Below are 12,668 nucleotides of genomic sequence, written 5' to 3' on the forward strand. Positions count from 1 at the left end.
CTATGAAGCGATCCTCTTTAAGGCTTTCTGATGAAGAATATGCAAAGGTTTCTGAGTACGCAGAGAAAACAGAACAGTCAATTAATGACGTAATCCGTCAAATCATTCGCGAGTGGAAGCCTAAATCCTGATTGGCAACTCCGCTTCGCTCCATTGCCGCGCTATCCTTCCCTACTCTCAGCGAAGCGGAGTAGGGACTGCCGCGATTACGTTCAACCAGGATCGAGCCATGGCGATCCCGAAGCTCGAACAGCGGACGAGCACCTTCTTCAGTCAGCCAAACATGACGCGGAGCAGTTCTTTCGGGAGTATCATGACCTTGATAGACAGATCTGTTAGGACAGGGGGTGTGGGGGCTGTTACCCGACACGCAGGGGTGGAACCCCTTCACCCCGTCCTAAGCCTATTGGCTATAGCTATACTTCCCATCCTTTGCTGGCAAGCCTGACCTGAATATCTTGCCGCCATAATTGGAGCATGTGGGGAAATTCGGGTAAATTAATTCCCTTGAGCCAGAGAATGAGGGCATCTTCATTACTGACTTTGTAATAGTTGCGCCTCCTACCAACATGGATGAAGCCAAAACTCTCATACAGATTAATGGCGGCGCGATTAGATTCTCTTACCTCCAAAGTCGCCCATTCTAAACCTTTAGTATGCGCTGCTTCTAGTAATCCCCAAACCAGGTACTTCCCAAACCCCTGACGGTGATACTCCGGCCTGACCGCCAGGATTGTAATATGCGCCTCTTCTAGAATTGCCCACAGGCAACCAAACCCTAAGACTTCATTTTCTGATGTGACTAGAGCTAGCAAAGCGCTGTTGGGACTGTCTATCTCGCGCTCGTAGGCATCCATACTCCAAAAATCGCCCAAGCAGGTGCGATCGATACTTTTAATCTGGGGGAGTAATTCCCGATCGATCGCTGCGAGCCGCACTTTCATGAAAATCCTAGCGCACTACAATCACGGGCTGGGTAGCGTGATGCACTACATAATCGCTGACACTGCCAAGCATGAGGCGCTCCACCGTACCCAAACCTCGCGAACCCATAATCAGAAAGTCAGGCGCTTCATCCTTAACCACAGAACAAATAACTTCTCTGGGATTTCCAATTTTCAGGCTGGTTTGACACTCTAAGCCTGCTTCCTGACAAGCAGACTCTGCTTTCTGTAGAAGAGTTTGTCCCGTCTCCATCAAAGCTTTCTCTAACTCTATATTCGGTACGCTTTGCCAGCCAACCCAATCTCCAGTTGGCATCATGACTTTGGGGAAGTAATCGCTCACTGGTTCTACTACAGTGATTAATACTACAAGGGCTTGAGTTGGCACCGCCAACTCTATTGCTTTTTGCAATGCTTTATGGCTGGCTTCAGAACCATCTATTGCGACCAGAAGTTTCATATAACCCTCGCGTGCTATACGTGTCGATAAATTATGCTGCTGAGAATACGTTGCCGAGCATCTATACTACACTTTTGCAGCTCAATTAAGCTATGCATGTGGTTTTTAGAGCTTTCTACTTTAATTGTATGCCCGTACGTTGGCGATCGCTCAAGTTCTAAACTATTCGTTATCTTGTCGATAGGGACAGGTTTGGCTAAAAGTTGTCGACTTTTAGCAATAGCACTCTCACAAAACCTGCACCTACCTCCAGACTGTTAAGCTATAAATTGCAATCTTTAATAAAATTTAAAATATTTGTTAATGTAAAAACGTTGATGTAGTGGCAGGTTTGGCTAAAAGTTGTTGGCTTTTAGCAATCCTGTACTAACAGATCTTTCTGCGGCCATAAATGCGGCTATAAATATAGCTATAGTCAACAGGCTTAGGACGGGGTGAAGGGGTTTCACCCCTGCGTGGAGGTGCTGCACCCCCACCCCCTGTCCTAACATATCTGTCTATAACACAGTATTTGGTAGTGGGTGAAATTCCATTGAATATGACAACTGATATTTGCCTTGGCTTTTCGGGCGCAATTGGTAATACGCCGCTAATTAAAATCGAGTCGCTATCTGCAGCTACCGGTTGCACTATTCTTGGTAAGGCGGAATTTCTCAATCCAGGTGGTAGCGTCAAAGACAGAGCGGCGCTATTTATGGTGTTGCAGGCGGAAAAGGACGGTGCGATCGCTCCCGAAGGCACAATTGTCGAAGGTACGGCAGGCAATACGGGAATTGGGTTGGCTCTGGTTGCTAATGCCAAGGGTTATCGCTGTGTCATCGTGATGCCCAACAATCAGTCACAGGAAAAAATCGACCTATTACGAACGCTGGGGGCAGAAGTAGAGTTAGTTCCGCCAGTACCTTTTTCAAATCCTGGAAATTTCTATCATGTCGCTCGCGATCGCGCTGAAGGCCTGGAGAATGCTTTTTGGGCGAACCAGTTTGAAAATATGGCTAACTCCGATGCCCACTACCACACTACCGGCCCTGAGATCTGGCATCAGTCCGGCATGACACTAGATGGAATTATCATGTCATCTGGCACGGGGGGCACAATTGGCGGTGTAACTGCTTATCTTAAAGAGCAAAACTCCCAAATAGCTACTTATTTGATCGATCCGACCGGCTCCGGTTTGTATAGCTTTTTGACTACAGGGGAGTTTAAAGCTGAGGGTAGCTCGATTACCGAGGGCATCGGCATTAACCGCGAGACGGCAAATTTTCACCGCGCCAGACTTGATGGGGCTTTTCAAGGCAGCGATCGCGAGGTAATTGAAATGGCGCATTACCTGCTCAAGCACGACGGCCTGTTTGTCGGTAGTTCTGCCGCCCTAAACGCAGTGGGGGCGGTACGCCTTGCCAGACAGTTAGGGCCGGGCAAAGTAATTGCCACAATTTTATGCGACGGTGGGGGCAGGTACCAAAGCCGCATGTTTAACCCCGAGTGGCTGGCGGAAAAAGGCTTAACTCCTACAGCCCAAGATCTGGAATTCCTAGGCTAACGTGCAGTGCGATCGAGGCAAAGCGGTAGCGATCGCGCCTCAAAATCAAAACTATGGCAGAATTAAGCTAACTTCAAGTAGCAAGAGTGGCAGAAACCTATGATTACTCTACCCTCTGAACAACTCCACTTGCCTACGGCAGCAGAACTGCCCGATTCCGATGACACTCCTGTGGATAACGAACTCCAGAACGATACTCCCAATATCTTGCTAGAGATATTGCGGTGGATTTGGCGCGATCGCTCCGATTGGTATTGGGGCGTGGATATGGGGATCTACTACGAACCCAACCTGGAGCAGCCAGAGCAATCTAAAGCGATTGTACCTGATGGCTTCCTAGCTTTAGGAATAAAGCAGCGCCGACCGGATGAAGGTGGACGTTCTAGCTATCCGCTGTGGCAGGAAAAGATTCTACCAATTTTAGTTTTAGAGGTAGGTTCTAAGACCTATAATGGGGAATACGATGGCAAAGTCACTGATTATACGGCATTTGGGATTTTGTATTATGCGATCTACAATCCATTCAGTGGCAAAGGCTCCCACAAAGAACGGCAATTTCTGCAAGTGTACAAACTGATCGATGGTAAGTATGAGTTGATGCCATTGGTAGTGCTAACAGAGGGAGGCCGGATGGCATGGCTGAGCGAGATTGGGTTGGGGATTGGCTACGAGCGAGGTATGCGAGGGGATTGGCAAAGGGATTGGCTGTATTGGTACGATCGCTCTGGGGTTAGATACCTGACTGATGCCGAACGCGCCGATCGGGAAAAACTAGCCAAAGAAGAAGCGGAACGGGCTAAAGCACAAGCGGAAGCGATCGCTCAACAAGAAAAACTGGCTAAAGAGCAAGCAGAAGCGATCGCTCAACAAGAACGTCAAGAGAAGGAAAAACTAGCAGCATATCTCAGATCCATTGGCATTAATCCTGATGAGATTTAAGGCTCGATCGCATGAGAAACAACCTATAAAGCGATCGTTGGCGATATCTCTGAATAAACATGGCGATCGCACATAGATTCGGTCATATTTTTGAATAGGAAGACCAGGTGGGATATAGCGGCTAACTTCTTTTTGCATTTCTTCTTGGGTATCGAGCAGTTGTATTCCTTCCTTTGTTACTGGCGAGCAGGATAAAGTAAGCAAGGAAAGTAACAAAAGCATTATCAAATGTCTTGCCGAATATTTAATTGATACATCCCAACTAGCAACTAATATTAAAAACGGTGTAGTTATTACAATAAATTGTTATAACTTTTAACAATAATGTTGGGTCAGTAGATTCTGTGCAAGAAGACTTTAGGTTAATTGTTGATTTGGTAACGGTTTTGGCAGCCGCCTCAGTGGGTGGGTTGCTGGCGGCGGGGTTGCGCCTGCCCGTAATCTTGGGTTATCTGTGCGGCGGCATTATTGTTGGCCCCTCCGGTTTGGGTTTAATCAAAGAATTAATTCAGGTGGAAACCCTCGCGCAGTTTGGCGTGGCATTTCTGCTATTTGCCTTGGGCGTTGAGTTCTCGCTGGCACAGCTTAAAAAAGTGCAGGCAATTAGCTTGGGTGGTGGTGGTTTGCAAATCCTCTTGACGATCGCTCTGACCGCCATCCTTTCATGTACGGTCGGGTGGGTTACTACTCCGATTCAAGGGGTATTTCTCGGTGCCATCCTCTCGCTATCTTCAACGGCAGTCGTCTTGCGCAGCCTGATTGAAGGCAATGAAATCGATTCCGTGCACGGTCAAGTGACGTTGGGAATTTTGATCGTACAGGATCTGGCGTTGGGTTTGATGCTGGCAGTGCTGCCTGCCCTGGATAGCCCGCCAGAGGTAGTAGGTGCTGCGGTGCTCAAAGCCTTACTGGTCACGGCTTTGTTTGCTGGTGGCGCGATCGCGGCTGGCATCTGGTTAATTCCGCCATTGCTGCGAGCGGTGGCGAGTACGGAAAGCCGCGAATTATTCGTGCTCAGCGTAATTGTTCTGTGCTTAGGAATTGCTCTGCTGACCGAACATCTGGGTTTGTCAATTGAAATGGGAGCGTTTGTGGCAGGCTTGATGATTTCGGAAGTAGAGTACGCCGATCAAACCCTGTCCTACGTGGAACCGCTGCGCGATGTATTTGCTACGTTATTTTTCGCAGCGATCGGGATGCTGATCGATCCGGTATTTTTGTGGCAGCATCTGGAATTAATCTTAGGTTTGGTGGCACTGGTCATGCTCGGCAAATTCCTAATTGTAGTGCCGCTGGTACAGCTATTTCGCTATCCACTGCGCGTTGCGATTATTGCTGGGTTGGGCTTAGCACAAATTGGGGAGTTTTCCTTTGTGCTCGCAAGCGAAGGACAGAAGCTAGGTTTGGTATCGCGTCAGGTGTATTTGCTAATTTTGGGGACGACAGCGGTAACGCTGATGATTACGCCCTTTTTACTGAAGGCTACACCCTTAGTATTCAAGCTCATGGAAACCGTTCCGTTTCTGCAAAATTGGTTGAATCAAACTGATATCCCTCAGGAGATTTCTGATTCTGCCATTCTGTGCGATCACGTGATTGTCTGTGGCTACGGGCGAGTCGGTCAAAACATCGTCAACCTCCTGCAAACCAGGGGCTATCGATTGTTGGTAATCGAGCAATCGGAAGCTAAATTACAGATACTGCGCGATCGCAAAATTCCCTATCTCTATGGTAACTGCGCCAGTCCCTTGGTATTGGAAAAAGCGGCGGTGGAAAAAGCTCGTTCTATGGTAGTCGTAACGGGTGATGCCATGAGTACGCGACTGTGTTTGCAGAGAGCCATTGCGATCGCTCCAGAGTTAGATATCGTCGCCCGCGCTTCTAAGGATGCGGATATCGACTCGCTTTATCAATTGGGGGCGCGTGAAGTCGTGCATCCGGAGTTTGAGGCCAGTTTAGAACTCTCTACCCACTTGTTACTTGCTTTAGGCGAGACATCTCAGGCAGTACAGTCAGAAATTATGGAAGTTCGCCGCAGCCGCTATGCCGATCTGCGCCCAGACATTGCCTGCAGCCTCCCGCAAAACGGCGCTGTGCCCAATCCAGCACTTTTGCCTATTATCGAACTAGAACAAGATAAAGCATCGTAGATAAATGGCGATCGCTATATTAAGCTAGCCAAATAATTGTAAAGTAATCGCAAAACAGACCACATCCGCAGGAAAACCTATCTAGAATGTAGTCAAAGATACTACCTTACTAGAGGGTATAGACTTATGAAACTACTCGACTTGGTATCAAAAATAACGCAGTACCTCAGCGAAGCGTCGGCGAGGATCTTCGGCCCCAGGCACGATGACTACCCCAAAACAGGGGTTCAACCTTACACTGGGGATCCATCAGAGGAACCGAAATGGGGTTAATGCTGAAATTGTCAGCAATCGGTAACTAACATTCAACTGGCGATCGTTAAATCTGAGCGATCGAACTCAAATCTTTATTAACTTTATCAATTGTGAAAACTTTACAAAACCCGTTCGAGCCACTGCGCGATCGGGTTTTGTGTTACAGGGGTAGGGATTGCCGTAAATTTGGCAGCCAGTGCTATAATCGCTGCGCGGTTTAGACGTTAGGGGAGTATCTCCTTTCTTGCGTATGCACACACCACTACTCATGCAAGGTCAGTTACTAGACGATCGCTATTTAGTGATCCAATCTTTGGAGTCTGGTAGATATAGCCAGACCTACATTGCCAAAGATGTAACCCAACCTGACAGCCCTCAATGCAAAATCTCCTGCTTTCGCCCCGTTAGTGCTGACTATGTCAGCCTGGAAGTAGCACGTGAAATCTTTCAGCGCGAAGTACAAAAACTGCATCATTTAGGTACTCAATGCGATCGCGTACCCTACGTCTTATCTGCTTTTGAATATAAAAAAAATTTTTACTTAGTTGAAGAAATCATCGAGGGACGTTCCCTAGCTGATGAGTTAAAGGTCGGCAGGTTGTTGAGCGAGACCGAAGCGATCGCCATGGCGACGGACGTACTGGAAACATTGGCAGTCGTACATGAGGAGGGATTAATCCACGGTGATATCAACCCCGCTAATTTAGTCGCCTCCATTAGCGATCGTGCAAACGACACTCCTGAGGTCATTCCGATCGACTTTGCCGGGCTGCGGAGAATTTGCAATCCGCTTCTACCCCTACAGCCCGTGCCGTTGTTGGGAACGCCTAGCTATATGCCAATCGAACAAACACAAGGTTCCCCACAACCAAGTTACGATCTCTACGCGCTCGGGCTTACGACTATTCAAGCACTCACCGGGCAACACCCCAGCCAAATGGAGATCGATTTTGCCACGGGCGCGATCGCCTGGCCATCTCACGTCACGGTCAGTAGCAAACTAGCGGATATCCTGGAACGCATGGTTCACCTTCTGCCCGAGGAGCGCTATCAGTCGGCAACTGAAGTATTGGCTGATTTGAAGAGTTTACAGCCATCAGGCGCGATGCAATTAGCTGCGAGCGTTCTAGACCGCATGAAGAAGAAATCGCTAATCGCAGTTATCAGTTCGATTGCGGTTGTCGTAACGGCTGGCTCCTTCTTTTATCTTGGGAAACATGTATCTCGGGTATCATCGGGACAATCTAATCTCACTTCCAATCCCACTACTGTTGCGAACGATTCGTCTAGCACCACAGAGAATCGCAATCCCGATGCCACAAAACAGCAAGTTAGTAAAGTATTAGATCGACAGACCAATAAACAAGATCGGCGATCGCTGCTCTACAGTAGGGGCATAGAGCATTCCAAAGGTACTGAGCCTAAGCTCAAGTCGTTCGTGCGCAGTCCTTCACCTATACCAGTGCCTACGACTCCATCAACTCCATCAACTCCATCATCATCAACCGATACAACTGATAGTAGCGATCGGGCAAATGTCTCACCTCCCCCAGTCCCTAGCAAACTAGCTGTATTGCCCGCGCTCAGTCCTCGCTATACCCTAATGGGACATACAGGTTCTGTTGTAGCGATCGACTTTTTTGCCAACGGACACAGCTTTGTGAGTGGTAGTGATGATAAAACCCTGAGATTGTGGGATACAAGAGCGCGCCGTGCGCTTACAGTGATGTCCAATCATTCGGGCTATGTATCTAGCATTACCGCTGTTGCCACCAGTCCTGACGGTCATACATTTGCAAGCGGGAGTCTAGATAATACGGTAAAAATATGGAACTTTAGAAGCGGCAAACCCGCGCAGTTGCTCGTTGGTCATACCAATCGAATCATGTCTGTAGCATTCGATCCCAGCGGTCAATATTTGGTGAGCGGCAGTGGCGATCGCACCGTGAAATTGTGGGATCTATCGCGCGGTAAATCTGTCCTGACTCTAAGAGGACATACGGATGTCGTTACAACCGTAGCGGTTAGTCCAGATGGGAAATTGATTGCCAGTGCAGGAGAAGATCGCACGATCGTCCTGTGGGACGCGATTAAAGGGACAAGGGTTCGCACTTTAAGAGGTCATCAAGGCACAGTCAAAGCCCTGGCTTTTAGCTCAGATGGGAGAATTCTGGCCAGTGGTAGCGATGATAAGACAGTAAGGCTATGGGATGTCGCTTCTGGGAAATTAGTTCGCACGTTCAGCGGTCACGCTCAGTCAGTCACATCTCTAGCTTTTAGAGCAGATGGTCAACTGCTTGCCAGCGGAAGCACTGATAAGCAGATCGGGCTGTGGGATATCAAAACTGGTGCCGTACGAATTCTAACTGGACATTCTGAAGCAGTTCTAGCAGTTGCTTTCAGCGACAAAGATAATACTTTGATCAGCGGTAGTGCCGATAAGACAATTATTGTGTGGAAATAAGCGATGCATACTTTACAGGTATTCCTTCAACTGTAAAAAACCTCACAATAAAATTAATCCTAGCCTTGCCCCAAGCGTGACTGCTTCAGTGCGGCTTTGAGCGTTGAGTTTAGAGAAAATAGATGAGATATGAAATTTTACAGTATGTTCGGAGATCGCTAAACGCTTGGCGATCGCCTTGTTGCCCTGCCCCTCAGCCAACAGATCGAGTACTTCAATCTCCCTTGCCGTCAATGCTTGGGGTGGGAGTGGAGCAAGTTCGCGATTATGATTGGGAGCGTTACCGATCAACATCTCTAGGGTATCGTTAGTCAGTACGATCAAACCTGCTGCTGCTGCCAGAACTGCAGCCACAATCTCATCCACATTTGCCGATCTTGGTAAGATAGCATGTACGCCAGCTTTCAGTGCTTCTACTACGCTTTCTGGCTCAGGACTATCGGTAAGTGCAATAAATGCTGGCGCACCTGTAGTAGCCTCCTGGTGGTTTTGCCCGATTGGCGACAGATCGGCGATCGCCATTGCTAATGGTTCTTCTTCCCCATTCCACTCCATTAACACTACATCGGGTCGCTGTGCTTGAACTTGCGTTTTAAGGAGACCCGTATTTGTATTTACACTCATGACTTCAAGTTCAGAGTTGGATTTGAGTAACGATTCCAACCCTGCCCGCATCACTAAATTCTCAGTGGCAATCAAGACGCGAACCATATCTGTCTCACGAATCCAGACGTAGTATTATTTCTATATCTATTTGCAGATCTGCATGTCGATCTGTGCGCCGATCGGGCAACCGATCGCTGAAAGAGATGTAAGCGATCTCCCTCTCTTATGTTAAGAGAGAGCAAAAATTTCTCCACAGTATTGCTTGGAATTGCCAGCGCTAGTCCGTTAACAATCATAGTGTTAATCCCAATTACGCGACCTCGCGCATCCGCCAGCAGGCCGCCGGAATTACCTGGTGCTAATTGTACATCTGATAATATCCACGACGGTTGTTCCATAGAAACATACCCCGAGCCATGTATATGGGAACTATTAATTGCCCGATCTGCACTTGTTACAATACCCGTATTGAGGGCACCAACCATACCGAGGGGATTTCCCACTGCCAACACTAACTCTCCCACCCGCAGGTTGTCAGAGTTCGCAACGATCGCATGGGGAAGATCTTCTGTTTGACTTAGCTGCAATGCTGCTAAATCTAAGCTTGGCTCTCTAGCAATCGCGACTGCATCCAATACCCGTTGATTTGAGAGTGTAACGGTAGCTCTGTTACTGCGCACCACATGGGCATTAGAAACGATTAAGCCGAGATCGTTCCAAATTACTCCAGACCCGCTACCACCGTAACCATCTTCGATCTTTACAGTCCAGTGCTGTAGTCGATCGACAATGCTTGCCATCTCATTCGCAATATCCGTATTGGCGAAATCTGCGAAGGGAAAACCAGCCCGACTGGAATTCTGGTTCGCGTTTTGGCTTGAATCGTTCATCGGTTGCTCCTTGTACCCATTTAAATTATTCGGGTTACAGATAAGGGTGTGGGGGGCGTTGCCCCACGCAGGGGTGGAACACCCTTCACCCCGTTCGATCTGTCGTGTTTACTGTGCAAATTGGGATTAGCTTTTTCTAGGGCGCTCGCCAATCGTCACGACCACATCTATCAAATTCCCCCCGCGTATAACTCGCATATTGACGGTTTGTCCCACTTGTTCGGTGCCTAGTAACGCTTGCACGTCACCTGTATCCGCGATCGCGCGATCGCACATTGCCACCAGGATATCGCCAATCAGAATACCAGAGCGATCGGCGGGGCCGTCTGATTCGACGTTAATAACTAATACACCACTTGTTTCTGTTAGCCCTAAAGCATTGCGTAGAGTGTTGGGAATTAAAACGGGTTGCATGCCCAAGCCCAAATAACCGCGCTCGATTCTACCCTTGGTAATCAACTGGTTTACGACTGAATTTACGGTTGAAATCGGAATTGCCAGTACCATACCGCGCGGGCCAGATGTATTAATGCCAACTACGTGACCGGCTGCATCCACCAAGGCTCCACCATCCAGGCTAGGATACAGTCTCAAATCGAGCCTGATAAATTGGTCGATCAGCCCGCCGCACCAACTGCGCCAGGCTCCGCCCAAGGCGCTGACCACACCCATACTAGCACTGAGGCTTCCTTCTTTATCTCTGCCAATACCCATGACTATATGCCCGACTCGCAAGGAGGTCGTGTCGCCAAGCGCAGCTACATGCGCGATCGCTGGAATGTTGCCATCGTTAAACCTCAAAACAGCAATATCTGTACTGGGGTCGCGTCCCACAATTGCCACCGGTACGGTACTGCTATCCGCCAAAGTAACCGTGACATTATCCTCTCGCTTGATTGCCTGCTCTGTCGTTACAATAATTCCAGAATGCCAATGTACGCCGCTAGCTGAAAAGCGCGATCGACCGTTAACTGCTACAACTGCATGTCCTGCCCTAGCGACTGTTTCCGCTAAGTTATTCGACATAGCCCACAATAACCCTTCACCTGTATTTGCTTCTGTCATTGCCTTTTCTCTGAATCCTGAAAGCATCATGCCACTACTGCCTACCAGAGCGCATCAGTGAAATGGGGAGCTACCCACCTGGAAAATTGGCTAGTGGTTTAAGCAACACAGTAATCGATCGATTACTCAAATTTGCTCTCAGAGTATATAGCGGCTTTCAGACGAAAACGAGAAGGGGGTTTGGAGGCTTTGCCCCTAAGAAGGGTTTCCACCCCTTCACCCCATAAACTAAACCCTTTCTCAATGGCAAAGCGCTATAACTGAATCTTGAGAAAGGACATCTATCTCTTATAAATGGCATTCTATACTTCTTCTCTGACATAATGTAACAACGAGGTACGCGCTTAAGAAAAACCTATGCAATTCTATTCATCAATCCACCAAATTCCCGAGCTAGCTGGCCTGTCACCAGAACAGGCAAAGCAAGCATGGCAGTTTTGCTACTGGAAATATGCCTTCAAAAATTGGCAGAGTTTGGCGTGTTTATTTGCTGTAGGCGTTCTGGCCGTTATAGGCTCAAAGTTTTTCGGCCCCGTACTCGGTGCAGCAATTGGCGGTGCAATTGGCGGTGCTCTTTTTTGGTTTGTCACTGCAAACGTACTTCGCCCCCATTTGCGTAACTATGTCAGCCACCATTTCGCACCTACAAGTCCGTCAGCAGAAGTGGCTCCACACGATTCGTCTAATTAGCGATCGCAACTTGCTAAAAACGCACGCACCTTTGATATACTTGATAGGCATTTTAGGGTGACTGGCGCAACGGTAGCGCATCGGACTCTTAATCCGCTGGTTCGGGGTTCGAATCCCCGGTCACCCATGTTTTTGTTGCAATAAAATAGCCTAAATTTTAACTAAAACCCTACCCTTGCTTGGCTTTTGGACTTATGGCTATTTTGTCAATACCACCTAATACTACCTAATACCACCTAAACTACACTAAAAAAGTAGGCATAATTTTAGGCTAGACAAAATGGACGAGAATAGGACGCAGGGATTTGATGGAAGAATTGCTCAGGCTAATGGGCGGCTCCGAACTGGCAAGGTGGGGGCAGCGATCCAACGCATTGGCGATCGCTTAGTAATTCGTGCCATTTTCCCCCCTAAACCCGATAGCGATCGCGAGAGACCCTATCAGCAACGCCTGTTCCTTGGCTATCATGCGAATCCGACTGGGATAAGCTTGGCTGAGGCAGAAGCCCGTAAGATTGGTGCTTTGCTCGATTGTGGCGAATTTAAATGGGAACCGTATCTAAGAAAGAAAAGTGAAGGCGCGGGTACCGTGAGAGATCTGATCGCGAGATTTGAGGCAGAATACTTCTCAAAACGGGCGTGATCGCCTAAGACAGAAACCA

The 12,668-nt window shown here is 48.2% G+C and carries 12 protein-coding genes, 1 tRNA gene and 1 pseudogene; 9 read left to right on the forward strand and 5 right to left on the reverse strand.

Translation table 11 applies throughout. The features are described from left to right. Nucleotides 1-2: 2 nt before the first annotated feature. Nucleotides 3-131 carry a ribbon-helix-helix domain-containing protein gene (locus PSE6802_RS32145; protein ID WP_071592309.1) on the forward strand — a complete coding sequence of 43 codons (129 nt, stop codon included), beginning with the start codon at nt 3-5 and terminating at the stop codon, nt 129-131. A gap of 285 nt (nt 132-416) precedes the next feature. Here the strand turns inward: PSE6802_RS32145 and rimI are convergent, their stop codons facing one another. Further along, complete coding sequence (gene rimI / locus PSE6802_RS0118950; protein ID WP_019501615.1) at nt 417-944, reverse strand: ribosomal protein S18-alanine N-acetyltransferase; 528 nt, start codon at nt 942-944, stop codon at nt 417-419. A 7-nt stretch (nt 945-951) separates the two neighbouring features. Further along, the gene (locus PSE6802_RS0118955) at nt 952-1,404 is read right to left on the reverse strand and encodes a universal stress protein (RefSeq protein WP_019501616.1); all 453 of its coding nucleotides are present in this window, start codon (nt 1,402-1,404) and stop codon (nt 952-954) included. 538 nt (nt 1,405-1,942) lie between these two features. Here PSE6802_RS0118955 and PSE6802_RS0118960 point away from each other — a divergent pair. The 5 genes and pseudogenes from PSE6802_RS0118960 (at nt 1,943) to PSE6802_RS31330 (ending at nt 8,755) form a co-directional block, all read left to right on the forward strand. Then, nucleotides 1,943-2,947: a cysteine synthase A gene (locus PSE6802_RS0118960; RefSeq protein ID WP_019501617.1), complete on the forward strand. Its 1,005-nt coding sequence runs from the start codon at nt 1,943-1,945 to the stop codon at nt 2,945-2,947. A 99-nt stretch (nt 2,948-3,046) separates the two neighbouring features. Further along, on the forward strand, nt 3,047-3,886 hold the full coding sequence (locus PSE6802_RS0118965) for a Uma2 family endonuclease (protein ID WP_019501618.1): 840 nt from the start codon (nt 3,047-3,049) through the stop codon (nt 3,884-3,886). Between the two features lie 200 nt (nt 3,887-4,086). Beyond that, a pseudogene (locus PSE6802_RS35915) lies at nt 4,087-4,134 on the forward strand (hypothetical protein); the annotation flags it as partial. A 96-nt stretch (nt 4,135-4,230) separates the two neighbouring features. Next, nucleotides 4,231-6,036, forward strand: coding sequence for a cation:proton antiporter (locus PSE6802_RS0118970; protein WP_019501619.1), 1,806 nt, complete (start codon nt 4,231-4,233; stop codon nt 6,034-6,036). Between the two features lie 505 nt (nt 6,037-6,541). After that, nucleotides 6,542-8,755, forward strand: coding sequence for a serine/threonine-protein kinase (locus PSE6802_RS31330; RefSeq protein ID WP_083901722.1), 2,214 nt, complete (start codon nt 6,542-6,544; stop codon nt 8,753-8,755). Between the two features lie 42 nt (nt 8,756-8,797). Here PSE6802_RS31330 and PSE6802_RS0118985 read toward each other — a convergent pair whose 3' ends face one another. The 3 genes from PSE6802_RS0118985 to PSE6802_RS0118995 form a co-directional block, all read right to left on the reverse strand. Continuing rightward, on the reverse strand, nt 8,798-9,466 hold the full coding sequence (locus PSE6802_RS0118985) for a response regulator transcription factor (protein WP_019501622.1): 669 nt from the start codon (nt 9,464-9,466) through the stop codon (nt 8,798-8,800). Continuing rightward, nucleotides 9,451-10,251, reverse strand: a complete 801-nt coding sequence (locus PSE6802_RS29665; RefSeq protein ID WP_019501623.1) for a S1C family serine protease — start codon at nt 10,249-10,251, stop codon at nt 9,451-9,453. Before PSE6802_RS29665 ends, PSE6802_RS0118985 begins: the two co-directional genes overlap by 16 nt. Before the next feature lie 126 nt (nt 10,252-10,377). Then, nucleotides 10,378-11,316 carry a S1C family serine protease gene (locus PSE6802_RS0118995; RefSeq protein ID WP_036946608.1) on the reverse strand — a complete coding sequence of 313 codons (939 nt, stop codon included), beginning with the start codon at nt 11,314-11,316 and terminating at the stop codon, nt 10,378-10,380. 357 nt (nt 11,317-11,673) lie between these two features. On the opposite strand from PSE6802_RS0118995, the gene PSE6802_RS0119000 reads away from it, so the two are divergent. The 3 genes from PSE6802_RS0119000 to PSE6802_RS34500 all read left to right on the forward strand — a co-directional run bounded on the left by PSE6802_RS0119000 (nt 11,674) and on the right by PSE6802_RS34500 (nt 12,649). After that, nucleotides 11,674-12,006 (forward strand): hypothetical protein, encoded by a 333-nt coding sequence (locus PSE6802_RS0119000; RefSeq protein WP_019501625.1) that lies wholly within the window; start codon nt 11,674-11,676, stop codon nt 12,004-12,006. A 55-nt stretch (nt 12,007-12,061) separates the two neighbouring features. Then, nucleotides 12,062-12,133 (forward strand) — tRNA-Lys (locus PSE6802_RS0119005). Nucleotides 12,134-12,286: 153 nt separating this feature from the next. Continuing rightward, complete coding sequence (locus tag PSE6802_RS34500) at nt 12,287-12,649, forward strand: hypothetical protein (protein WP_019501626.1); 363 nt, start codon at nt 12,287-12,289, stop codon at nt 12,647-12,649. Nucleotides 12,650-12,668: the final 19 nt, after the last annotated feature.

Origin of the sequence: Pseudanabaena sp. PCC 6802 (assembly GCF_000332175.1) — a bacterium.
Classification (GTDB): Bacteria; Cyanobacteriota; Cyanobacteriia; order Pseudanabaenales; family Pseudanabaenaceae; genus PCC-6802.

Excerpts from the sequence above, each read along its gene's own strand:
- PSE6802_RS32145 (WP_071592309.1), top strand. The coding sequence starts at position 3 with ATGAAGCGATCCTCTTTAAGGCTTTCTGATGAAGAATATGCAAAGGTT.
- rimI (WP_019501615.1), bottom strand. The coding sequence starts at position 944 with ATGAAAGTGCGGCTCGCAGCGATCGATCGGGAATTACTCCCCCAGATT.
- PSE6802_RS0118955 (WP_019501616.1), bottom strand. The coding sequence starts at position 1,404 with ATGAAACTTCTGGTCGCAATAGATGGTTCTGAAGCCAGCCATAAAGCA.
- PSE6802_RS0118960 (WP_019501617.1), top strand. The coding sequence starts at position 1,943 with ATGACAACTGATATTTGCCTTGGCTTTTCGGGCGCAATTGGTAATACG.
- PSE6802_RS0118965 (WP_019501618.1), top strand. The coding sequence starts at position 3,047 with ATGATTACTCTACCCTCTGAACAACTCCACTTGCCTACGGCAGCAGAA.
- PSE6802_RS31330 (WP_083901722.1), top strand. The coding sequence starts at position 6,542 with ATGCACACACCACTACTCATGCAAGGTCAGTTACTAGACGATCGCTAT.
- PSE6802_RS0118985 (WP_019501622.1), bottom strand. The coding sequence starts at position 9,466 with ATGGTTCGCGTCTTGATTGCCACTGAGAATTTAGTGATGCGGGCAGGG.
- PSE6802_RS29665 (WP_019501623.1), bottom strand. The coding sequence starts at position 10,251 with ATGAACGATTCAAGCCAAAACGCGAACCAGAATTCCAGTCGGGCTGGT.
- PSE6802_RS0118995 (WP_036946608.1), bottom strand. The coding sequence starts at position 11,316 with ATGACAGAAGCAAATACAGGTGAAGGGTTATTGTGGGCTATGTCGAAT.
- PSE6802_RS0119000 (WP_019501625.1), top strand. The coding sequence starts at position 11,674 with ATGCAATTCTATTCATCAATCCACCAAATTCCCGAGCTAGCTGGCCTG.
- PSE6802_RS34500 (WP_019501626.1), top strand. The coding sequence starts at position 12,287 with ATGGACGAGAATAGGACGCAGGGATTTGATGGAAGAATTGCTCAGGCT.